The sequence below is a fragment of the Moorella naiadis (nom. illeg.) genome, assembly GCF_051020825.1.
Taxonomy (GTDB): domain Bacteria; phylum Bacillota; class DSM-521; order Neomoorellales; family Neomoorellaceae; genus Neomoorella; species Neomoorella naiadis.
This window is the reverse complement of record NZ_JAXGFQ010000022.1, coordinates 20,722-43,950: the sequence shown is the minus strand read 5'-3', so window position 1 is coordinate 43,950 and position 23,229 is coordinate 20,722. Positions and strand designations below refer to the sequence as shown.

The window sequence follows — 23,229 nt, the reverse complement described above, 5'->3', positions numbered from 1 at the left end:
GTAACTTTGGAGGAATAACAATGATCAGGCGACGCTTTTCGCTATTATGGAGTAGCTTGTTAGCGCTGGTACTAGGCTTAACCGTGCTTTGGACTCTTTTCCCTATTTACTGGATGTTAAGTACCAGTTTAAAAGAGAACCTTGATGTATTTAAACTGCCTCCCGATCTATGGCCGTTACACCCAACCCTAATCAATTATTTCAACCTCAGTAACGGGATCACCCCTATCTGGACTTTTTTCATCAACAGCGTTATCACGTCCTTAGGTACGGTAGTGATTGCCGTAGCTCTGGCTACCTTTGCCGGCTACGCCTTGTCGAGGCTTCGTTTCCGTTTCCGCAAATCCATTCTTATCGGAGTGTTGGTAACGCAGATGTTTCCCTTGGTAGTTTTGCTAATCCCGTTATACCTTTTCTATGTCCGTTCCCACTTGTTGAACACCTATTTCGGGCTAATCCTGGCCTATACTTCTTTTACTTTGCCCTTTGGGATCTGGATGATCAAAGGCTTTGTCGATACTGTACCAGTTGAAATTGAAGAAGCAGCCATGGTTGATGGGTGTACCCGCTTACAGGCAATGCGCCAGGTAGTCTTTCCCCTAATTATACCCGGGGTGGTAGCGACCGCCGTTTTTGCCTTTCTGGACGCCTGGAACAACCTGCTTTTCCCGTTGACCCTGGTTAATGACGTTACCATGAAGACCCTGCCCCCGGGCATGATCCTGGCCTTCGGCGGGGAATTCAAACACGACTGGGGCGGTATGATGGCGGCTTCGACCATCGTAACTATCCCGGTTATTATCGGTTTCGTCCTCATCCAGCGGTACCTGGTGGAAGGTTTGACCGGCGGCGCCGTAAAAGGGTAATGATATTTTAAAGGGAGTGCATTTAAGCGTATGAATCATCGGGAGAGGGTCCTGGCGGTTTTAAACCATCAAGAACCGGATCTGGTGCCCTTGGACCTGTGCAACACCGCTTCGTTCATCAACGATCCGGCTTATTTTGCCTTAAAAGAATATCTGCATATTGAAGGGGATGTGGCTCCCTTTCGCAAAGGGTTTACCGGCAATTACTACGATGAACGGGTGCTGGCGGCCCTGGATATCGATTTTCGCCATGTGTGGCTGAAACCACCGGCGGGATACCAGCAAAAGAATTATCCCGATGGCACCTTCAGCGATGAATGGGGCGTTCTCTACCGCCTTTTAGGCAATGAAAGGGCGATCATGCGGAACCCTTTGAGCGGTGCCGATGTCGATACCATTGACAAATATCCCTGGCCGGATCCCGCTGCCCTGGGCCGGACTGATGGTCTAGCGGAAAGGGCCAGGTATTTATACGAGGAAACCGATTATGCCGTTGCCGCTCATGCCGCCTATATTTATGGCTTGTTTGACAATGCCTGGATTTTACGGGGCTTTGAAGAGTTTATGACCGATTTGATGATCAATAAAGACTTTGCCAGGCGGTTGCTGCGTAAAATACTTGACCTTTATCTGGAATTTTATGACCTTTACCTGGACGAGGTAGGGCCTTACGTGCACCTGGTCGTCCACGCCGAGGATTACGGTATGCAGGCAGCACCTTTTATTTCACCGAAACTTTACGCCGAGATGTTTTTACCCCTGCACAAGGAGCTCTTCAGTTTTATCAAGAAGAAAGCTCCTCAGGCTAAGATCATGCTGCATAGCTGCGGCGCTGTTTATCCTTTAATACCCCTGTTTATTGAAGCTGGCATTGATGTGTTAAACCCGATTCAACACCTGGCAGAGGGAATGGATCCGGCCAGGATTAAAAAAGAGTTTGGGTCAGAAATTGTTTTTCATGGCGGCATTGACATCCAGCAGGCACTAGGTGGCAGTGTAGAGGATGTTAGGAAAGAGGCTAAAGCCAGGATCGATGATCTGGGCCGGGGTGGCGGCTATATTATCGCTCCGGCTAATATCGTTCAGGCTGAGGTCCCGCCAGAAAATATTGTTACTCTGTATAAAACCGCCAGGGAATACGGGAGATATAATTCAGAAATCGATTAACAAAGTGGAGGCGTGCCGAATTGAGTAACAGCGCTAAAGTCGGTTTAGTAATGTTGGGCCGGCCGTTTTTTGACATGCCGCTGGCTAACGAATTCTTTACCGGGGTTAAAAAAACTTTACAGGAAGCCGGGGTGGCCGCAGAAATTATCGAAGAACCGGTAACCGTTCCCGAGGAAGCAATCGCCGCCGCTCGGAGACTAAAGGAAACGGATGTGGCGGCCATTATTGCTGTTCAGGGGACGTTTACGGATGCTTCCCTGATCCTTAACCTTACGGCAAACATTGATTTGCCTTTGTTAATCTGGGCAGTTAAAGAAGAACCCACCGGGGAACGTTTGCGGCTCAATTCTTTCTGCGGGCTGAACCTTGGTGCCCATGCCTTAACTGCCGCCGGGAAGCGATTTAAGGGTGTCTATGGCAACCCGGGATCACCAAAGGTCGAGCAGGAAGTCCTGGCTTTCATCCGCGCCGCTGGTGCGGCCAAATGGTTGAAGGGAAAACGCATCGGTTTGGTTGGTCACCGGCCGGCAGGGTATTACACCTCCAATTTTAACGAGGTGGATTTATATAGCACCTTGGGGGTAGCTGTCGATTATATTTCCCTACTGGAAGTCTTTACCCTGGCCGGCGAAATGGATCTAACCGGTGAACCGGAGTTAACCGCCGGCCTGGTGGGCTACGATCAGGTCGATACCGGCGCGGCGCAGAAATCCCTGCGCGCCTACTTGGCTCTGAAGAAGATAATAGCTGACAAATCCCTCGACGCCGTGGCCGTCGAATGCTGGCCCGACTTTATGGCTGCCTATGGGGGCGCGGCTTGCTTTTCCCTGGGGCAACTGAACGATGACGGCATTGTCGCCGCCTGCGAAGCCGACGTTAACGGGGCTGTGACTATGCTGCTGGGACAATACTGGTCGGGTCAGGCGACCTTCCTGGCTGACTTGGTAATTGGTGAGGAAGAAAAGAATGAGCTTACCTTTTGGCACTGCGGTGCCGCGCCCCGGTCGTTGATGGCTGCCACTGCCAGGGCGTTAGCGGGGGTCCATCCCAATCGCAAGATCCCCCTGTCCCTTTATTTTCCTTTACGCGAAGGCAAGGTAACCATCAGCCGGCTGAGCCCTGATAAAAACGGCAAGCTGAGGCTACTCCTTGGTAAAGGAACGGGCCTACAGGCACCGATGTTGTTCAGTGGCAATACTTTACCGGTGCGCCTGGAAACGCCGGTGGGCCCGGCCCTGGATGCGATTCTCAATAAAGGCTTTGAACACCATTACGTTTTGACCTATGGTGATTTTACACCGGAACTGCGGGAGTTTGCCCGGTTGTTGGAACTGGAAATTGTGGCGATCTAAGGATTGAACAATTTATGACCGATGAAACAGGAAAAGAAATCTCCTTTCTCGCCGCCCTGGGAGCAACCATCCCGGCGATAATGGCGTTAGTAACGGCAAGCCTGCTGGGCTTGCCGTTACAAATTCCCTTTTTGCTGGGGATATTTTTAGCCGGCGTGGTGGGCTGGCGTTATGGTTACCGGTGGGCGGAAATCGAAGGGGCAGCTTTACAGGGCATGAACCAGTGCACCTTTGCCTTATTGATCTTGATGCTGATTGGCGCCACTATCGGCATCTGGATCGCGGCGGGTATTATCCCTACCTTTATTTACTTCGGCCTGCAGTGGTTGGCGCCGCGGTTTTTCCTGGCGGAAGCCTGCCTGCTGACCTTTTTGATGGCCCTGGCTACTGGTTCCGATGCCGGCGCCTTCGGTACTATCGGGGTCGCCTTGCTGGCCATCGGACATGGTCTGGGGATACCTCTACCCGTTACGGCCGGGGCGGTGACGGGCGGGGGGATAGCCGGGCATATTGTTTCACCGTTAAGTGACCTCTCAGCCATGGCGCTCAGTACCAATGGCGGCAATATACTTGAACTGGTCAAACTTTTTACCCGCCGGGTGGTTCCGGCCCTGGTTATCACTCTGGTCTTTTACGGCCTTTACGGATTTTTCTGGACCGGCCAGGCGAACAGCGCCGCGACGGCACGCTTACTAGCCACCTTAAAGGAGCTATTCGTCATCAGTCCCTGGCTGCTGGTACCGGTGGGCATCCTGTTTATATTAATAGTTTTGCGCGTACCCCTGGTACCGGTCCTGGGGCTAAATTTGTTGTTATCAGCGGTGGTAGCCATGGTCGTCCAGGGAATAGATTTGGCTAGCGTTATCCGGTTTATGAGCTTCGGTTACACCGCCACCGCCGGCAATGAAGTGGCGGCGATGCTCAATAAAGGCGGCATAATCGCTTTCGGTAATATTATCGAGCTAATTCTTCTAGCTTCAGCCTGGGCTACCGTATTGCAGCACATCGGAGTGCTGGAATTGTTGTTGGGCAAGCTGGCTAAGATGAAATTGCTAAAAGGCAGGATATGTGCAACCGGTACTTTGCTGGCCGTTTTAATGTCAGTACTCACCTGCGCTATCATCCCGGCGGTTCTAGTACCATCCTTATGGCTTAAAGACCAGTATACGGCGACAGGCTACCGGCCGGAACACCTTTCCCGCGACCTCGTGGAAGGCTCTTTTGCCGTCGCCGCCCTGGTACCATGGACCAATTTAAACTTTATTGTCCTGGGTACCCTGGGAGTAGGCGCTTTGCAGACTACCCCCTATAATATTTTCTCCTGGCTAGTAGTTATTCTCGGGCTTCTGGCCGGTTGGCGCCGCCAGGCCAGCCGGGTTTAAAACATTTAAAGGAGGAATGGCTAAGATGCCAGTTAAACTTGGCGTGGGGATGCTGGGCTACGGCTTTATGGGCAAAGCCCATACCAATGCTTTAAAAAAAATCCCTTATATTTTTTATCCCTTTCCGGCAGAACCGGAGTTGGTGACCATCTGTGGCCGCAATGAGGCCAATGTCCGGGAAGCCGCCGCGCGCTACCAATATCAAAAATGGACTACCGACTGGCAGGAAATGATCGCCGACGAAGATATCCATATCTTCGCCAACACCGGCGCCAATGACATCCACTGCGAGCCCTGCCTCGCTGCCCTTAAAGCCGGCAAGCACGTCATCGTTGAAAAGCCCATGGCCCTGAACCTAGTCGAAGCGCGAAGGATGTACCAGGCGGCCAGAGAAGCGGGAGGTAGGGGTCAGAAACACATCGTCGCCTTTAACTACCGTTTTGCCCCGGCCCTACGCCTGGCCAGGCGGATTATTGCTGAGGGGCGCCTGGGCCGGATATACCATTTTCGTTCTGCTTATCTACTGGACCGCCTGTCTGATCCCACGACGTCCTTTTTCTGGCGCTTGAGTAAAGAGAAGGCTGGTTCGGGTGCCCTGGGCGACCTGAATTCCCACGCTATCGATATGCTGCGTTTTCTTCTGCAAACGGAAGTAAAATCAGTGCAGGCTTGGAACCATACTTTCAATTGCCGGCGACCCAATGGTAGCGGTCAGATGTGTACGGTTGACGTTGACGACGCCTCCATGATCTGGCTCCAGCTGGATAATGGGGCGATGGCTTCCCTGGAGGCCAGTAAAGTAGCCACCGGTTATAAAACTATGTGGCGGATTGAGGTCCACGGTAGCGAGGGGGGCCTGGTGTTCGACCTCTCCCGGGGGAACGAGCTGCAGTTTTATAGCAAGGGCGATCCTTTATATCTCCAGGGTATGCGCACCATCCACGCATCCGAACCGGAGGCCCATGACTATGCTAAGTACTGGTGGCCGCGCGGTCACAACCTGGGCTGGGAGCATTACCACATCCATATGCTCGAGCACTTCCTGCGCTGTATCGCTACCGGGGCTGAGGTAACCCCCTGGGGAGCTACCTTTGCGGATGGCTTACGCTGCCAGGAAGTGATCGAGGCGGCCCTGGAGGCCAGCGAAAAGGGCGGCTGGGTGGATATAAACCATTGGGTATAATCTACCACCAAAGTCACAGACCTTGTATTAATGCAGCTTTCCGATTCGAAATGCGGAAATGAGATACTAAAATTTAACAGGAGCGAGGAAAATGACAAACAGGCAAAATGAAACAGCTCAAAAAGAACAGCGTATCAGGGATTTAGCTGCCAGGATGGGTTTAGATGGCATCTGCCTATCGCGGGCGTTAAATTTTGCCTGGTTTACCGCCGGGGGCAATAACCGGGTGGTGACCGGGTCAGAAACGGGAGCGGCGGCCCTGGTAATCTTGGGCGAAAAGAGATATGTAGTAGCGCCGAAGAATGAAATCGAACGCATCATTGAGGAACAGGTCTTTGATCTTAGTTTTGAGCCCTGGACTTATGAATGGTACGCGAGCAGGGAAAAGGCCATTGCCGACCTTGTTGGCAGCCGCAGGGTTGGCAGCGATATACCTCTGGGCGACTGGCCGGTACTGGGTGCTGAACTTAACCGGCTCCGCTACAGCCTGACTGAGGGGGAAATCGCCCGCGCCAGGGAGATAGGGGCGATTTGTTCCCGGGAACTGGCCGCCACCTGTGTAAACATTAACCCCGGGATGACGGAGTGGGAGATCCAGGCCGAGCTTGCCGGGAGGCTACTCAAGTATGGCGTGCGCCCAGCGGTTTTGCTGGTAGGCACTGATGAACGTGCTTTAAAGTACCGTCATCCCGTGCCAACGAATAAAAAGCTGGAGAAATACGCGGTCATCGGCCTGGTAGGCGAGAAAGGCGGCTTGCACATAGCCATGACACGGTCCGTCTATTTCGGCACAGTACCGGATGATTTACGGCGGCTTTACGATGTGGCTTTAAAGGTGGAAGCGGCTTTCCTGCAGGCCAGCACTGTTAGCGCCAGCAGCCGGTTTATCTTTGACCAGGGCCGGGCGGCTTATGCGGCCGCCGGTTTTCCAGAAGAGTGGCAGCGCCACCACCAGGGCGGCGCCATCGGCTACGCGCCGCGGGAGTACCGGGCCGGGGAAGGGGCGGAGGAAATCATCCAGCCGGACCAGATGCTGGCCTGGAACCCCACCGTCCAGGGCAGCAAATGTGAGGATACGGTGCTGGTAACTGCTGCCGGCGGTCTGGATTTTATCACCTCCGTACCGGCATGGTGGCCGGTGGCAACGGTGGAGATTGGCGGGCAGAAAGTTAAGCGGCCCCTTATTGTGGAGAGGTAAAGCATATCTTCTTAATGAGGTATAAATACTTGTAGAGAAAAGCCAGGGCCATACCCTTGTCGAAGTTAAATTGAGGGAAATGCTGGTTTATACTCTTATAATTACGTGTATAGTAAAGGCAGAACCAAATTTCATGTACGTGGAGGGTTTAAAGGTGGAAAGAATCGTATGCAATCCGGAAATTTTAGGTGGAAAACCTGTAGTAAAGGGTACCAGAATAGCGGTTTATTTAATATTGGATCTACTTTCTGAGGGGTATTCCTTTGAGGATATTATTAAGCTTTATCCGCATTTGACTACAGAAGATATCAAAGCCTGCATAAGATATGCCGCCAAATTGTGCCGGGCGGGGGAGATAGAAACGTATGGGGCGGCCAGCAATGCTTAAATTCTTAACCGATGAGAATATTTATCCTTCTACGTTGGAACTCCTACGATCCTATAGTTTTGTATGTTGCCTCCATAATTTTTTAAAAAAACCTTGACAATGATCGCATCGAAACTATATAATTACCATATAAGCTAGCTACCTAACAACTATATAATATTATGGTGAAATATTATATGTCAATTAACCGCGCAACACCCATTCCCCTCCATTTTCAAATTGCCAGCGATTTAAAGGAAGCCATCAAACAAGGAAAATGGTCGGTTGGTGATGCCCTCCCCACCGAGAAAGAGCTGATTGATAAATACGGCGTTAGCATCACTACTGTTCGCCATGCCATGGCCACCCTGGTCAATGAAGGGCTGCTGGAGCGACGCCCGGGAAAGGGTACTTTTCTCATTCGCGATATGGTCGAAGAAAATCTTGGCCAGCCGACGGGTTTTTTTGAGGAAATGGCTGTCCAGGGTTTAAAGGGAAGCCAGCAAATCCTTAAGATGCAGCCCTTAAAAATTACTGCTACTGAATTAGAGGCATTACCTCAACTTAATATTTTTGATGCTGATAAAGTTTACTTAATCGAGAGCGTTCAAATGATATATGGTAAAGCTGTTAACTATTTGCGTAGCTACTGGCCTTTTGAATATGGTAAGGAATTAAAGTCGGAGGAGTTAACTTATGAAGGTATATACGAAAATCTAAATAAAAAATTTGGCGTTATTATTACCGAGGCTGACCAAAAAATAACAGCGGCTGTGGCTGGCCCTAAAGAAGCCAGGTTATTGGGAATAAAGGAAGGCGCACCAATATTAAAGGCAGTCCGCATTGGCTATGCTAATAATCGCCCGGTAGAGCTATCAATCAATGCTTACAGAGCTGATCGTTACAGCTATAAAGTACACTTAAGCCGGAATGGCCACCAGAAGGGTGGCCTGGTAATAGAAAGTCATAAAACAAGTAATCTGGAGGGAGAACCTTGAAAAATCCATGGCAAGTGACCCGCGAAGACATACTACAGGATCTCCGGTTTAAGGAGGTCAAGATATACCCCACTGTTGTAGAACTGCAACAGGCCATTGCCCGGGAAATGGCCGACCTGATCAAGGAACATAACGCCCGGGGAGAAATGACCCGCTTCATCCTGCCCGTTGGTCCCCTGGATTATAAAATCCTGGCCCAAATCTGCCGGGAGGAAAAAATCAGCTGCCGCAATGTTGTTATGTTCAACATGGATGAGCTGCTGACCCTCGAGGGAGAGCTAATCCCCTATAATAACCCCCTCAGTTTCCGCCGGTATATGGACCACGAGTTTTATAATTTGTTGCCTGACGAACTGAATGTCCTGCCCGAGAACCGCGTCTTCCCCGATCCCCACGATACCGGAGCCATGGAGCGTAAAATGGAGGCCGTGGGCGGTGTTGATGTGTGCTACGGGGGCTTTGGTATCGCCGGGCATTTTGCTTACAATGAACCCGTTGGCGAAGGGGAACTCGGTGGCCGCTCGTACGCTGAGTTGCCTACTCGCATTACCAGGTTAACCTTGGAGACCGTGGTCCAGGCGGCCATGTGTTCCGACGGCGACATTGATCACATGCCCCGCATGGCAATAACTATTGGCATGAAAGAGATCCTTAAAGCGCGTACTATCCATCTATGTTTTATGCGCACCTGGCATACGGTAATCGCCCGCAAAGCCCTTTATGGTCCCATGACTCCCGCTTGTCCTGCTTCTTACCTACAGATGCATCCCAACCTGCGTATAAGTATGATTGAGGCCGTGGCGGCAAAACCGGAGCTCATTCCGGGTTAAATGAATATCCACTACTATATAATTACCCTGGAGGACTTCACCATGGATCAATTCTTGCTGCAAAAACTACTGCAACCCATCGAAGCATTGCAGGCTGAAAGCAAAGTCAAACTGGAAGTTTATCCACACGAGGAGTTATACCGGCATCTGGCCCGCAGTATTGCCGACGAGATCAAGGAGCATAACGCCAAAGGGGAACCCACCCGGCTGATCCTGCCGGTGGGCCCTAAACCCCATTACCCCCTGCTGGCAGAAATTATTAATAAGGAAAGGATTAGTTGCCGCAACCTCTATACCTTCAACATGGACGAGTACCTGGACTGGCAGGGCCGGCCGGTTCCCGTCGACCACCCTTTAAGCTTCCGTGGCTTTATGGATAAGAACTTTTTCCGGCTCCTTGACCCGGAACTGCGGCTACCGGATGAACATATCTTCTTCCCGGACCCCCGCAACCTGGACCGCCTGGCGGAAGCTATCGAAGCGGTGGGCGGCATTGATACCTGTTACGGTGGTATCGGCATCCATGGCCATATCGCTTTTAATGAGCCGCCCATCTCCCGCTACTACCGGGTCACCCTGGAGGAATTTCGCCACTCAACGACCAGGATCCTACCTCTGGCCCCGGAGACCATTACCATGAACGCCTCCCGTTCGGCCGGCGGCAACTTCCTGGACTTCCCTCCCATGGCCGTCACCATCGGTATGAAGGAGATCCTGGCTGCGCGGCGCATCCGCCTTTATGCTGATGGCGGTGAGTGGCAGCGTTTCGCCGTCCGGATGGCCCTGGCGGGTCCGGTATGTATTGAATATCCGGTAACCCTGTTGCAGGAACACCCCGATGCGGCCATTATCACCGACACGGAAACAGCAAAGGCGCCGGTGATGCACCCATGACCGTAATTGATTTTCACCACCACCTGCTGGCTGAAGAGGACTATTTGGAGAGACTCATAGCGACATGCGATGCGATGGGTATCGATAAAGTTTGTCTCAGCGGCTTGGGTATCGGCGGTGCCGGCCGTGCCGACTATGGCCTGGGCTCTTTGAGCCCGAACAATGAGGACGTGCAGAAGGCCATGGAACGTTACCCGGACCGCATCATCGGCCTGGGGGTCATCAAGCTGGGCCTGGATTGGCCGGAAAAGGTGAAGGAGCTCCACGATCGGGGCTTTAAAGGTCTGAAGATAACTCGTCCCCGGGCCAACTATGATGACGACGCTTACCTGCCCTTTTACGAAAAGGCGGAAGAATTGGATATGCCCATTCTCTTTCATACGGGGATTATGATGGTTACCCCTGCAGATGGCGCTGACGATGTTTCTTCGGCCCGGATGCGGCCTATTTACGTCGATCGCATCGCCAGAAAGTTCCCTGCATTAATGATAATCCTGGCCCACCTTGGTGTGCCCTGGTTCCAGGAAGCCAGCGAACTGGCCCGATTTCACCAGAACGTCTACGTCGACTGGACGGGTTCGCCGGTGGGCTGGCGACCGCGCAAAGCGCCGGGGTTTTTCCAGGACCTCTTCTATTGGGATGGTGCCTTTGAAAAAGTTCTCTTCGGCACCGATGTTCATTACCGGGAAATGAAGGCCGTCTACGATGACTACCGGCGGATATTAAGGTTGTTAAACCTGCCTGAATCTACCTGTCAGGCTATAATGGGAGGAACGGCGGCCCGGTTACTGCACCTGGAAGGGGGTAATTAACTATGGCGGCAATGCTTTTCGCAGTGTTACTACGAAATATTTAGCACGGGTGGCCTCCAATGGTTACACAAACCGAAGTCATCATGGAAGTCATTGCCCTCACCCTGGAGGATGTCGCCATCGCTCAGGATAACGGCGCTGACAGGATCGAGCTGGCTTGCGGCCTGGCTGAAGGGGCCCTGACCCCCAGCTATGGCTTTATGGCGGAAGCCAGGCGGATTAGCAAAATCTCCATTTTTACCATGATCCGCCCCCGCCACGGGGATTTCAACTACAGCCCGGCCGAAATAGCCGCCATGCGGCAGGACATCAAAGCGGCAAAGGATACCGGGATGGATGGTGTAATCCTGGGGGTTTTAGATAGCCAGGGGGAGGTTAACCTTGCCGCTATGGTGGAACTGGTAGCAGCGGCAGAGCCATTGCCGGTTACCTTCCACCGTGCCTTTGATATGGCCGCCAACCCTTACCGCACCCTAGAGCAACTTTTGCAGTATAAAGGCGTCAAGCGGCTCCTTACTTCGGGCCGGGCGGGAAGTACCCAGGAGGGTGCGCCTTTAATCAGGGAACTGCAGGTCCGGGCCGGCAGCAATATATGCGTGATGCCCGGCATGGGTATAACCCCGGCCAACGTAGCCGCTGCCATCCAGGCTACCGGTGCCCGGGAGGTCCACCTGGGAGTGGGCCTGCGGACGCCGGCTGATCCCCTGGGGCAACTGGATGCCGGTAAAGTAAGAGCCGCCCGTCGCGCACTGGACAATATTATAGGGAGGTCGCCTGTAAAAGGTGACGAGTACTGTACAAACGAATAATGGTTCGATCGCCGGTGGCATTGCTAACGGTCTGCTGGCAGCGGCCATAGTAGGCCTATTTCTTACCATTGGTAAGATAGTTTTTCAAGAAGTAAGTGTTATTTTCTTCAGTTTCTGCGTTATGGCCGGGACCAACTTTTTTTACCTGCTTTATCTCCTGGCCAAAGGGAAAAAGGCCAGCATTATAAAAGCGGGGAAGAGTTACCCGGAACTATATTTGGTCGGCTTGTTCGCCGCCACCCTGACCCTGATGGAAAACTGGGGTTTAAAATTAAGTTTACCTACCAATGCCGGTATTCTCATGCGTGCCGATCTTTTCTTTAGTTTACTAATAGGCTATTTTCTCTGGCGGGAAAGGTTAAGGCCCCTTGAATGGGTGGGAATGGCCACCATGTTAATGGGTATCAGCCAGGTACTGCAGCTTTCTTTAACCAATTTTCACTTCGGTTCTGCTGGTGATGTCATGCTCCTGGGGAGCGCCTTGTTACTGGCGGTTAATGCTGAGATTATCAAGCACCGTCTTCACGGGGTTGAAGATATCATCGTGGCCTATTTTAACTCCGGCATCTGCGCTCTCGCTTATTTTGCCCTGGCGATATCGCATAATGAACTCTGGCCTTTACCCCAGGCTAGTGGTTTAACCTGGGCTTTGATCCTGGCCTGTACTTTAATACAGGTGACCCATTACCTCACTTATTACCGTTCCTTGCACGACCTGCCGGCCTGGCTGGCCAGGGTACTGTGCCTGGCGACGTCGGTAGCCGCTGTCCTCTCCAGTGCCTGGTGGCTGCAAGAAAAAGTGACGCTACATCAAATATGGGGAATGCTTCTTGTAACCACCGGGATTATACTTTTATGCTGGCTGCAAAAAAGGAGGAGTGGGGGCGATAATATGAACGCAGTAGCAGTACCAGGTAAATTTTTGTAGGGGGTGAGACTATTCTAATTCCATAGGCCTGGCAGGATCAGGATTGTATCTGGTGCCCAAGGGATTAAAGGTATACTGATGGACAAGGATCTAAAATTAGAATGACAGGGGGTTAAGGAAATGTGGAAGAAAAGATGGCTTTTTCTAGTAATGGCGGCCCTGGTTGCAGCTATGATTATGAGTGCCTGCGGCCAAAAGGGGCAGAGTACTTCAGGTAATAATTCACAGGAAAAGATTGAGATAACCTTCGTCAATTCGGTCACTGCCGAGGAAGCTACCAAACAGCAAATGCTTGATGTTATTAAAGAGTTTGAGAAGCAAAACCCCAATATTAAAATAAAGAATGTACCTATACCTGTTAGTGATGAGCAGAGCCAATTAACTGTTATGTCGACGGGAGGAAATGCACCTGATATTGCCCAGGTTCATAATGATGTAGCCATAAGCCTTGCTGCTATGGGAGCCCTGGAACCTGTAGACAACTTGCTATCTAAAGAATACCTGGATGATGTTTATAAAAAGAGTTATGATTTCAGTTTATATAATGGCAAGCATTACTATATTCCTTGGATAAACACTACTTTAGGCTTTTGGTATAACAGAAAACTAATGCAGGAAGCCGGTTTGGATCCTAATAAACCCCCGCAAACTATGGATGAACTGACTGAAGCAATGGCCAAGATCAAAGAAAAGTTCCCCAAAGATATTGTGCCTTTACAGCTCGATACAACTATCCGTACCCTGGGTTTAGAGCATCAGTGGGCTTTTATGAAGAGCTTTAACGCTGCCCCTATCGATGGAGATAAGGTACAAGCCGATAAAATGAAGCCCTACGCAGAATGGCTAAGGGCGGCGGTCCAAAAAGGTTATACTTTACCTGGCAAGAAATTTGGGGAGTTTCGCCCCCTGGCAGCCCAAAACCGCCTGGTCTTTGGCTTCGATACCCCCTTTTTAAAAGGAGTGGTTCAGAGTTTAGATAAATCAATGACTGACGAAAAATTTTATGAAACCTGGGGTGTAACGACTCTACCAGTTGGTGTAGACAAAACACCGTATTCTGCTCCTGACGATAATAACCTGGCTATATTTAAAGCTTCCAAGCATAAAGAAGCCGCGGTAAAATTTGCCGAATTCCTGACACGGAGTGATTACTCCTTAAAGACATTTTTTATCCCCATCGGTTTCTTACCCCAGGTTAAAAGTGCTGCCACCCGTTTCCCCAAGGAATTTGGCGATCCAGTACGTAAAACTTTTACGGAAAAAATTATTCCCACTGTAACCCCACTCCCCTATGGACCCGATTTTGCTAAAGTAGCCAATGTAATTATGGCCGGCATACAAGAAGTGATTACAACAGATAAACCGATTCCAGATATCCTGAATAACATGCAGACAAAATTAGAGGGCATATTGCATGGTAAATAAAATATAAAGCCCAAAAAACGGGATAATTGCGTTAAAACGTGCATGCAAATATGCCTGGCCAGGGTTATTCGGCCAGGCAATTTGTTATTATACATACTTTACTTTAAACCTGAAGTAGGTCTATAAGGGAGTGCAACCGGGTTATCGGGGCGGCCGAAGAGGCCTTTACTTTAAACCTGAAGTAGGTCTATAAGGGCTTCCCGCAGCAGCGGTTCAAAGTCAAAATAATTTATCCAGGTGTTTTCTAAAAACTCGAGTCGAGCCGGCTCATCACGGGAGATAATCACTATACCTTTAGTTACTCCATAGGCGAAAGCAAGGGAAGTTTCGTTTAAAACGTGGGCATCAACCGGCAACCTTAACTTGAAACTTAATTCCGAGGAAATAGTTAAAGATAAATCAAGTTGGTCGTCAGGGGTAAGGGCAGGATCAAAATAAATTGCTATATCAATGTCGCGAGAAGGTAAATCCCCTAAAAATGATCCGTGGAGATAGGCAAATTTTATAGACGGTATATTAGCTAGATAGGCCTTAATGATTTTAATAATGGCTTCTTTCTCTTCCAGGGTAAGGGAATATCTATTTAAGCTCATCCGGCTTATTCTCCCTTTGAATTATGTTTTTTAAACTCACCAGGAAAACATCGAGGTCACCCAAATCTTCTCGCATAGTCTGGAGCATTTTTTGTTATATAGTAGTTTGCCCCTCAGTATTTTACCACATTATGGCGGGCAAAGGAATGAAGAAAGGCGGTAGGCCAGAGGTCTTCGCCGGTAATTCCTTTATTACCATCCCGGGTCAGTAACGCATAGTATATAAGGAAATAACTTCCGGGAGGATTTGGCATGGCCGAAGCGCAAACCTTCTGGCCGCTGCGGCCGGCGGTGCCCCCGGGCGGGCACCAGTTGCCGCCTTTACCTTATCCCTATAACGCCCTGGAACCGGTTATCAGTGAAAGGCAACTGCGTATCCATCATGACCGTCACCACCTGGCCTATGTCGAGGGACTTAACAAGGCGGAGATCAGACTTATGGAAGCGCGGCAGAAGGGCGATTTTGCCCTGGTTAAGCACTGGGAGCGGGAACTGGCCTTTCACGGGTCGGGCCATATCCTGCATAGCATCTACTGGACGGTGATGAGCCCCTGGGCGGGAGATGGGCCGGGGAGTTTACTACGGGAAAAAGTAAGCGGCTACTTTGGCAGCATGACGGCTTTCCAGGAGCAGTTTACGCAAGCGGCTACTGATGTGGAAGGCTCGGGCTGGGGCATCCTGGTCTGGCAGCCGGCCTGGGGCCGCCTGGAGATCCTGACGGCAGAGAAGCACCAGGATTTGACCCAGTGGGGTGGCCTCCCCATCCTGGTGCTGGATGTCTGGGAACACGCTTACTACCTGGACTATCAGAACCGGCGTGCCGACTATGTCAAGGCCTGGTGGCAGCTGGTCAACTGGCCGGAGGTAGAGCGGCGTTTACAATTTTCTTTAGCGGTTCAGGTACCTCTCACTAATTTTCCTTAATATGTCCGTTAGATTTGGTTCGCTGGAAGGGTTAACTTTTTCTTTCTCATGATAATGATGAGGATGAGTTTTTATTTCTGGATGGTGGGCGGCGTTATCCCATCGTGCTATAAGATTATAATTTGCATCTTGCCAGTGATAAGCATAATCAGTTTTATGCAGGTTGATATTAACGTGTTCAAAGACATGGAGTTCAGACCCATCAAGAAATTGGATAACGAATCTAATAAACCCTCTGTTAATACCAGTCACTTCTTTTACAACTCGCAAATCTTTTGTGAAGGCAAAGGTGCTAGCGATTTTCTTCAGAAAGTCAAAGTATTCCTGGATCATTTTAAGACCTCTAGCAAGGCTTCTTTTTCAATTCTTAGTTCATCAAAAATATCTTTTGTAGCTTTCCATTCAAAGAAATCTATTTCATCACTTAAACTTCCCTGAACAAAATTCTGATAGAATGTTTGCGAAGACATACCATATTTTTTCTCAAAATAACCCAGGTTTTTTTTTAGTTCTTCCAGGCTATGGTTTATTTCTTCAACTTTTGCTTGAATGGTTTTTAAAACAACTTTTTTAGTCGTATACCTCGGCGAATTTATTTCATTTGCATCTAGTGCCATGTTATCACTCCTTGCCTGTATTTAAGGTTATTCTAACAAATTCAGCCTGCAAATTCAAATAGGCGAGTTTATTTCCTTCTACCTACTTGCTGGCAAAAACACGATAGTTTATATCCGGAAAAATGTTATTATCCTCCTCCAGGTCCTGCACCTTCTCCGGGTCTAGTTCGTATTTATCTACCGCTTGGGTGAGATCCCAGAAATTAAGCAGGTGTTTCTTCGTCCGGCCCACGGCGTAATCGACCATGGTGCCGGTTTTCATTATAAAGGCCCAGTCGCTGCTTTGGGCTACCAGAAGTTCCCGGGCGGCTTGGTTCAGGGCCCGCAGCAGGATACCCTCAGCAGTGGGGTGCTGGTTGGCCAACCGGATCATCTCCGCCGCGGCGTGATGCAGGTGGCGGTAAATCCAATCGTTGGAACCCCCGAGCCAGACGTCGTTGTAGCCGTTGTTACCCCAGCTGGACATGCAGGGCGTGGCCGGCTGGTTGACGGGAAAGCGCTCCAGGTATTCGCTGGGAGTGATAAAACTGAAGGGTCGGTGAGCGAGTCCCGCCACCTGGCGGAAAAGGGATTCCAGCCACTGGGGCCCCTCAAACCACCAGTGGCCGAAGAGCTCGGCGTCATAGGGGCAGACAATGATGGGTGGCCGGTCCATGTAGTCGGCCAGGTAGTTAACCTGGTGCTCCCGGTTAAACAGGAAATTACCGGCGTGGGTATGGGCCTTAAAACTCGCCCACTCCGGAACGTAGGGCTCTTTATAATTGGACTTGCCGGTAATGCGATAGTATTTCATCCCTGTATCCAGGCGCAGGCCTGATGGGTGGATGTAGGGTTTGATATAGTCAAAATCCAGGTCGTAGCCGATATCCCGGTAGAACTCTCGGTAGTCGCAATCCCCCGGGTAGCCTTCCTGGGCGCTCCAGACCTGTTCCGAAGACTCCAGGTCGCGGCCGAAGGCCGCCACCCCGGCTGGGGTGTAAATAGGGGCAAAGATACTGTAACGCGGCCGCGGCTTAGCGTAAAGAAGACCGTGGGCATCCAAGAAAAAGTATTTCAGGCCATAATCCCGTAAGGTTTCGTCGTCGCCGGGATTGTAGGCGCATTCCGGCAGCCATAATCCAGCCGGCGGCCGGCCGAAGAGACGGCGGTGGTTGTTGACGGCCACCTCTATTTGCGCCCGGACGACCTCCCGTTGTAGGCCGATTAAAGGCAGGTAGCCGTGGGTGGCGGCACAGGTAATCAGTTCCACGTTGCCGCTCTCCTGGAGTTCCCGGAAGGCGTTGATCAAATTACCACCGTAAGCCAGGTAAGTACCATAGGTTTTTTCGAAGAGATCCTGGTACATACGGGCCACGATGTGGAAACGAGGGTCGTTGCGGGTGCGCCAGACCTCCCGGGCCGCCAGCTCCCGCAGGCGTTCCAGGTAACGGCGGTAGTGCTCTTGGATTAGGGTATCGGCCATCATGGCCGTCAGGGGCGGGCTCAGGGAGATGGTAATCTTGTAAGGCACCTGATCCCGGTGCAGGCGCTGGCAGGCATGAATTAGGGGAATGTAGGTCTCGGTAACGGCCTCGTGATACCATTTTTCCGCCAGGGAAAAGTCGTCTTCCCGGTCCCGGACATAGGGCAAGTGGGCGTGCAGAACTAAGGCGACATAACCACGGGGCATAGGTTTGTTCCTTTCTAATTAGTTTCTTGGGCAGGCATTGCCAGGGCTCAAGCGCGGAGGGATTCGGCATCATCATCTCCAGACTTAAGCTTGAGTTATTTACTTCCGGCCCCACGGCCGCTACACCTTTACCAGGTTGCTTGCCTGGACAAATGCCTATCAATTATATTTAAGGGTGCTGAATAAGGGCTTTGGGTCCTATATGTAAACCGGGGGCGGACGGAAACCAGGATTTGGTGCCGTCCTTAGCTCCGGTCTTTAATTAATTCAGGGGAACTCAACCCCTGGCCCTTACCATAACGTTCTACCGCCTGCCAGCAAGCCTCAAGGGGAGACCACAGGGGATCGATAACGCCGCTGGGCCTATCGGCCGGCGTGGTCACGATATTGGACCGGACCAGGGTGACAAAACCGTAATTGGGAATCAACCGTCCCAGGTCGATGCAAAAGGTGCTGCAGGGCTTGCCGGTGTGGATATACCAGTTATCGGCCATATCGGTAATGGCGATTTCAAAAAAAGGTGCCCTGAGAAAATCATAGGGGTGATCAGTCAGATCATAGACCCTGAGCATGGGGCGGGAATTCTCCCAGACACCCGTTCCGAACCGGCGGTGTAGCTCTTCCTTTTTGCCCTCGCTCAACTCCCAGTAGGCATAGAGCCAGTAAGGGTCTTTGACCATGAGGACGATTTCGTCTTTCCCGTATTTTGCCGGTAGATCCCGGGCCGGCGGTTGCGCCGCCGTTAATGGTTTGGCTGCCGGGTTATTAGCCCGCCGGCGCCAATACCAGAGCAACATCCCGGCCAGGCAGGCCAGAATGAGCACTGAAACTGTGGTGACCATGCCATAATCCCCGCTCTCTGGTGGAATAATGCTTAGCGCTAACAGAAGTTTAAATTCATAGCTTATTATATCCACTTGCCTCTACTTTATTGCCGTTAAGATGAGGAAACTACCCTTAATCCTCCAGCTTAATGCAAGCAGGAAAAATTTTCTAGTAGGGTTTGTCCCCGGGAAGAGAAACAGAGAAATAGCGCGCTATTGACAAAAAAATACTTTTAAACAGTAGTTCTTTGAGGTATATTTAAAATAAATGTCTGCCCCTCGAACAATATCGGCCGCCGCTTAATCGAGGCTGGTGTAGATTTTAGACCCGGCCGTGGTAAGTAAGGGTGGTAATGATTTACGCTACCTCAAGCCGGTGGCGACGCAGAAGGATATAGTAAGGGATTAAGAGATAAGGAAAGGATTCGTAATGGGCTCAAGCCCGGATAAAAGCCTTGGGATCGATGACGGGAACCCGGTCAAACCAGGGGATGGGGTGAGGTTTTGCCAGAAGAAGATAGCAGGATCCCCTGGGGTTTACGGGATACTTTGCTGGTACTCCTGGGCCTGCTAACAGCGGGCTATGGAGCGGGGTTATTTATCCACTTTTTTGGCTTAGGGCTACCAGCGACCTATCGCTACCTCCTGGTAGGTCTGGCCCAGGCGGCCGCTATCCTGGGTGGTCTGCATTATTTCGTCCGCTGGAAATCCGGCCTGGGCTTGGCGGCTCTGGGGTTACAGAAGGAAGGAGCCGGGCAGGCCCTGGCGACAGGCCTGGCCGGCGGTCTTGGCTTATTTTTTTTAGTAATGGTTGTGGGGACATTTATCCAGGCCTTCTTTCCCAACCCGACCCCCCAGCCCTTCGCCGACCTGGTGACGCAGGCCAGGCGCCCGGCCGACTTGCTTATTCCTTTGTTTTTGGGGTCCTTTCTGGCTCCCCTGACGGAAGAACTCTATTTCCGGGGTTTTCTTTTCCCGGCCCTGAAGGCTCGCTATGGTTTCGTAGCCGGCCTGGTGGGCAGCAGCGCTATTTTCGGCCTCCTGCACCTGGACCTCATGCGGTTTTTACCCCTGGCCCTGGGTGGTATGGGCCTGGCCTACCTTTATGAGCGTACAGGCAACATCCTGGCCTCAATCACGGCCCACGCTACCTGGAACACGATTATGATCCTCCTCCTTTATTATGCGCTACGGTGGGCTCAGTAAATGAATTTATCGCCTCCTTAGTTTACCACGATTTACCGTAATTTACCGTCCCCTCATTTTTTCGTTTTTAGTGGGGGCACTCAACATGAGGGGTTCCAGGGGATACGGCGCCAGGGGGAGTCACGATGGGTACAGCAATGCATCCAGCCTATAACCTTATCACCATTACCGGCTTAAGCCATGAAGGGGCCGGCGTCGGCCACCTTCCGGACGGCCGGGTCATTTTTGTGCCCGGCGCCCTACCGGGGGAGCAGGTCGGGGCGGAAGTGGTGACCACTAAAAAAAATTACGCCCTGGGCCGGCTGGTGCAGGTCGTTAAGGCGTCGCCGGACCGGGTATTGCCTCCCTGTCCGGAGACGGCCACCTGCGGCGGCTGTGACCTGCAGCACCTGGATTATCGCGCCCAGTTACACTGGAAAAGGCGCCTGGTGGTCGATGCCCTGTTGCGCCTGGGGCACCTGCAGGAGGTGCGGGTGTTACCGGTTCTGGGCATGACCAACCCCTGGGGTTACCGCAACAAGGTGCGGTTGCACGTTGCTAAAAACCGGCTGGGATTTTATCGTCCGGGGAGCCATGAAGTAGCTCCCTTTTCCTGCTGCCCGTTGTTGTCTGAAGGTCTTCTGGCGGCGGCCCGGGAGATAGCCCGGTTGCTACCGGGATTGACCTCGGGCCTGCAGCATGTAACCCTACGCCAGGGCCGGGCCACCGGTGAACTGCTGGTGGCCCTGGAGAACAGGGTGGGCTGGACGGGAGGAGAGGAGCTGGCGGAGAAACTGGCGGGGAGATTGCCACAACTGGTAGGAGTTGTATCCCTGGCGGCTGGTGGCAGAGGCCGGAACGAGGCGCAGAATTTTACTAATAAACCTTTCGATGTTAGTATCACTTACCGAAAAACAAAGAGGCCAGAAGCCGGGGGACCAGGTCACCAGGAAAGAGTAGCACCAGGCAGGCGGGGATGGACGCCGGCGGCAGCCAGCAAGTTCTCCGGGGAAGGGCAGCCTGAGCAGGGGGGTGGCCCCCAACAGTCACTTGTTTACGGCCGCGATTATTTGGAGGAACGCCTGGGGGACCTGCGCTTCCACATATCGGCCGCGACCTTCTTTCAGGTTAATTCCGCCCAGGCGGAGGTGCTCTATGATCAAGCCGCGACCAGGGCGCGGTTACAGGGTGGGGAAGAGGTTCTGGACGCCTACTGCGGCAACGGCGCCATCGCTCTGTGGCTCAGCCGCCGGGCCGGCCGGGTGACGGGGGTGGAAGTGGTGCCGGAGGCCATTATTGACGCCCGGCGCAACGCGGTTGTAAACAGGATTACCAACACGCGCTTTCGCGCCGGGGCGGCCGAGGCGGTAATGCCGCGCCTGGCCGGGGCAGGTTACCGGCCGGAGGTAGTAATCCTAGACCCGCCCCGGGCCGGCTGCCACCAGCGGGTGCTGGCGGCGGTGGCCGCCATGGCGCCCCGGCGGGTGATTTATGTCTCCTGCAACCCGGCGACTCTAGCCCGGGACCTGGCTTACTTGCAGGAAGCTGGTTTTACTCTTGGCCCGGTACAGCCGGTGGATATGTTTCCCCATACCCACCATGTGGAGTGCGTGGTCGGGCTGGAAAAGAAACCAGCTTATTAAGTTAAGTAAAGATATTATGATTAAAAAGGTAAGCGGTCTGGCACCCTAAGGCCAGGTGTACCTGCAGATGGGAGCGGGGGGATGATCATGGCACCTGGCCGAATCGGTAAGGTATTAATAAGATTAAGAGCTGGCATAGTCCTGGCTCTAGCGACGCTTTTGGCCGTCGTCCTTTACCGCCCTTATTTAGCTGACTGGTTGCCACCGGCCCGGAAGGGCCTCCCAGGGACAGGGGCATCTGCCTTCGGGGAGCGGGTGTTAATCGTCGCTCCCCATCCCGACGACGAGGCCCTGGGCGGGGCTGGGGTAATCCTGAAAGCACGGGCTGCCGGCAGCCGGGTGCGGGTAGTAGTCATGACCAGTGGCGACGGCTTTAAAATGGCGGCCGCGGAGAATTCCAGGGTAGCTGCCCCGACCCCGGCCGATTACCGGAGATTGGGGGAGGCCCGCCACCAGGAATCCCTTGCGGCCATGGCGCATCTAGGCCTTAGTTCTGGGGATATCCTCTTCCTGGGTTACCCAGATGGCGGTTTGAGCAGGCTGTGGGAGACGAACTGGGATGAAAACTGCCCCTATACCGGGTTGAACGGCAGCCGGCAGTCCCCCTATCCTTTTAGCTACCAGCAGGAGGCCGTTTACTGCGGCGCCGGTGTCGTTCAAAACCTGGCCGCTATCCTCCGCGATTTTAATCCAACGGACGTGGTTTACCCCGACCCCAATGACCAGAACCACGATCACCTGGCTACCAGTGCTTTCGTCAAATATACCCTGGCGGAACAAAACTTTAAGACTAAAGAATGGACTTATCTGGTACACCGGGGCGATTTCCCCTGGCCCTGGAAGTATGACCCCAATTTGTCCCTGCACCCGCCCCGGGCACTGGAGGGCCTGGATACCCGCTGGCATTACCTGCCCCTGGATGACCGGGAGAAGGGGTTGAAACTGGAGGCCGTTAAGAAATACGTCACCCAGGTCCGGGTGATCGCGCCCTTCCTCATGGCCTTTATCCGCACCAACGAGCTTTTCGGCAGCTTTACCGACCCGGTGCTGCCGGGAGACGAGGGTAGCGGGGCCGGCAACCCGCCCCCTATTCTCTTCCTGGACCCGGTAGAGGATACCGTCGGCCGGGAACTGGAGTCCGGCGCCGACCTGGTGGGCGTGGGGGCGGCGCAGGCTGCCGATCATTTTACCATTGGCCTGGCAACCAGGGAGGCTATTAATCCCCGAATCCAATACGCCCTCCAGATGCGTATCTTCCGGCCGGAGGGGGTGCAGAGGCTTGATTTGACAGTCACGGGTACTCGAGTTAAAGCCAGAAAGGAGGCAGCCAACAGCCTGGACCTCCCGGCGGGCACCAGGTTGGAGGTCAGGGGCAAGCGGCTGTGGCTGAGTATGCCGGCCGGTGTAGCCGCCGGGGCTACAGGTATACTGATGAGCGCCACTGCCGGCAGCGGCGACAGGATTATCGATCGCGCAGCCTGGCGGCTGGTGCGCACGCTTTACAAAAGCGGCCCGTAAATGTTAACATAAAACAAGAAACCTGCAGGGGCAAGGTGGTGAGGG

Annotated in this window: 23 protein-coding genes; 18 read left to right on the top strand and 5 right to left on the bottom strand. The window is 52.4% G+C overall.

The genetic code is table 11. The annotated features are described in order from the left end of the window. Positions 1-20 precede the first annotated feature (20 nt). The 14 genes from SDD30_RS12985 (at position 21) to SDD30_RS12920 (ending at position 14,211) form a co-directional block, all read left to right on the top strand. On the top strand, positions 21-866 hold the full coding sequence (locus tag SDD30_RS12985) for a carbohydrate ABC transporter permease (RefSeq protein ID WP_434075351.1): 846 nt from the start codon (positions 21-23) through the stop codon (positions 864-866). 30 nt (positions 867-896) lie between these two features. Continuing rightward, a complete protein-coding gene (locus SDD30_RS12980; RefSeq protein WP_434075350.1) occupies positions 897-2,033 on the top strand; it encodes a uroporphyrinogen decarboxylase family protein in 1,137 nt (378 codons plus the stop codon). Between the two features lie 20 nt (positions 2,034-2,053). After that, positions 2,054-3,385, top strand: a complete 1,332-nt coding sequence (locus SDD30_RS12975; protein WP_434075349.1) for an L-fucose/L-arabinose isomerase family protein — start codon at positions 2,054-2,056, stop codon at positions 3,383-3,385. Positions 3,386-3,399: 14 nt separating this feature from the next. Further along, positions 3,400-4,767 carry a Na+/H+ antiporter NhaC family protein gene (locus SDD30_RS12970; RefSeq protein WP_434075348.1) on the top strand — a complete coding sequence of 456 codons (1,368 nt, stop codon included), beginning with the start codon at positions 3,400-3,402 and terminating at the stop codon, positions 4,765-4,767. Between the two features lie 25 nt (positions 4,768-4,792). Beyond that, positions 4,793-5,950: a Gfo/Idh/MocA family protein gene (locus SDD30_RS12965; RefSeq protein WP_434075347.1), complete on the top strand. Its 1,158-nt coding sequence runs from the start codon at positions 4,793-4,795 to the stop codon at positions 5,948-5,950. A 91-nt stretch (positions 5,951-6,041) separates the two neighbouring features. Beyond that, complete coding sequence (locus SDD30_RS12960) at positions 6,042-7,148, top strand: M24 family metallopeptidase (RefSeq protein ID WP_434075346.1); 1,107 nt, start codon at positions 6,042-6,044, stop codon at positions 7,146-7,148. Positions 7,149-7,302: 154 nt separating this feature from the next. Next, a complete protein-coding gene (locus SDD30_RS12955; RefSeq protein WP_434075345.1) occupies positions 7,303-7,536 on the top strand; it encodes a DUF433 domain-containing protein in 234 nt (77 codons plus the stop codon). Between the two features lie 176 nt (positions 7,537-7,712). Next, entirely contained in the window at positions 7,713-8,513 is an 801-nt protein-coding gene (locus SDD30_RS12950; protein WP_434075344.1) for a GntR family transcriptional regulator, read from the top strand. Continuing rightward, on the top strand, positions 8,510-9,343 hold the full coding sequence (locus tag SDD30_RS12945; RefSeq protein WP_434075343.1) for a sugar phosphate isomerase family: 834 nt from the start codon (positions 8,510-8,512) through the stop codon (positions 9,341-9,343). The genes SDD30_RS12950 and SDD30_RS12945 overlap by 4 nt, the downstream gene beginning before the upstream one ends. Positions 9,344-9,385: 42 nt before the next feature. After that, positions 9,386-10,237, top strand: coding sequence for a sugar phosphate isomerase family (locus SDD30_RS12940; protein ID WP_434075342.1), 852 nt, complete (start codon positions 9,386-9,388; stop codon positions 10,235-10,237). After that, positions 10,234-11,049 carry an amidohydrolase family protein gene (locus SDD30_RS12935; RefSeq protein WP_434075341.1) on the top strand — a complete coding sequence of 272 codons (816 nt, stop codon included), beginning with the start codon at positions 10,234-10,236 and terminating at the stop codon, positions 11,047-11,049. The genes SDD30_RS12940 and SDD30_RS12935 overlap by 4 nt, the downstream gene beginning before the upstream one ends. 59 nt (positions 11,050-11,108) lie before the next feature. Continuing rightward, a complete protein-coding gene (locus tag SDD30_RS12930) occupies positions 11,109-11,858 on the top strand; it encodes a copper homeostasis protein CutC (RefSeq protein WP_434075340.1) in 750 nt (249 codons plus the stop codon). Then, on the top strand, positions 11,833-12,786 hold the full coding sequence (locus tag SDD30_RS12925; protein ID WP_434075339.1) for a DMT family transporter: 954 nt from the start codon (positions 11,833-11,835) through the stop codon (positions 12,784-12,786). Before SDD30_RS12930 ends, SDD30_RS12925 begins: the two co-directional genes overlap by 26 nt. 120 nt (positions 12,787-12,906) lie before the next feature. After that, entirely contained in the window at positions 12,907-14,211 is a 1,305-nt protein-coding gene (locus SDD30_RS12920) for an ABC transporter substrate-binding protein (RefSeq protein WP_434075338.1), read from the top strand. Between the two features lie 170 nt (positions 14,212-14,381). On the opposite strand, the gene SDD30_RS12915 is transcribed toward SDD30_RS12920, so the two are convergent. Next, positions 14,382-14,804 carry a nucleotidyltransferase domain-containing protein gene (locus tag SDD30_RS12915; RefSeq protein WP_434075337.1) on the bottom strand — a complete coding sequence of 141 codons (423 nt, stop codon included), beginning with the start codon at positions 14,802-14,804 and terminating at the stop codon, positions 14,382-14,384. Between the two features lie 252 nt (positions 14,805-15,056). Here SDD30_RS12915 and SDD30_RS12910 point away from each other — a divergent pair, with 252 nt between their 5' ends. After that, a complete protein-coding gene (locus SDD30_RS12910) occupies positions 15,057-15,728 on the top strand; it encodes a superoxide dismutase (RefSeq protein WP_434075336.1) in 672 nt (223 codons plus the stop codon). Here SDD30_RS12910 and SDD30_RS12905 read toward each other — a convergent pair. The 4 genes from SDD30_RS12905 to SDD30_RS12890 all read right to left on the bottom strand — a co-directional run bounded on the left by SDD30_RS12905 (position 15,693) and on the right by SDD30_RS12890 (position 18,856). Beyond that, positions 15,693-16,061: a toxin-antitoxin system TumE family protein gene (locus tag SDD30_RS12905; RefSeq protein ID WP_434075335.1), complete on the bottom strand. Its 369-nt coding sequence runs from the start codon at positions 16,059-16,061 to the stop codon at positions 15,693-15,695. The two genes, SDD30_RS12910 and SDD30_RS12905, sit on opposite strands and share 36 nt — an antisense overlap. Next, the gene (locus SDD30_RS12900; protein ID WP_434075334.1) at positions 16,058-16,345 is read right to left on the bottom strand and encodes a hypothetical protein; all 288 of its coding nucleotides are present in this window, start codon (positions 16,343-16,345) and stop codon (positions 16,058-16,060) included. The genes SDD30_RS12905 and SDD30_RS12900 overlap by 4 nt, the downstream gene beginning before the upstream one ends. A gap of 82 nt (positions 16,346-16,427) precedes the next feature. Beyond that, entirely contained in the window at positions 16,428-18,014 is a 1,587-nt protein-coding gene (locus SDD30_RS12895; protein WP_434075333.1) for a glycoside hydrolase family 57 protein, read from the bottom strand. Positions 18,015-18,259: 245 nt separating this feature from the next. Further along, the gene (locus tag SDD30_RS12890) at positions 18,260-18,856 is read right to left on the bottom strand and encodes a DUF4912 domain-containing protein (RefSeq protein WP_434075332.1); all 597 of its coding nucleotides are present in this window, start codon (positions 18,854-18,856) and stop codon (positions 18,260-18,262) included. A gap of 486 nt (positions 18,857-19,342) precedes the next feature. On the opposite strand from SDD30_RS12890, the gene SDD30_RS12885 reads away from it, so the two are divergent. The 3 genes from SDD30_RS12885 (at position 19,343) to SDD30_RS12875 (ending at position 23,184) form a co-directional block, all read left to right on the top strand. Beyond that, positions 19,343-20,044 carry a CPBP family intramembrane glutamic endopeptidase gene (locus SDD30_RS12885; protein ID WP_434075331.1) on the top strand — a complete coding sequence of 234 codons (702 nt, stop codon included), beginning with the start codon at positions 19,343-19,345 and terminating at the stop codon, positions 20,042-20,044. Between the two features lie 125 nt (positions 20,045-20,169). Further along, entirely contained in the window at positions 20,170-21,666 is a 1,497-nt protein-coding gene (gene rlmD, locus SDD30_RS12880; protein ID WP_434075330.1) for a 23S rRNA (uracil(1939)-C(5))-methyltransferase RlmD, read from the top strand. 87 nt (positions 21,667-21,753) lie between these two features. Further along, positions 21,754-23,184: a PIG-L deacetylase family protein gene (locus SDD30_RS12875; protein ID WP_434075329.1), complete on the top strand. Its 1,431-nt coding sequence runs from the start codon at positions 21,754-21,756 to the stop codon at positions 23,182-23,184. Positions 23,185-23,229 lie beyond the last annotated feature (45 nt).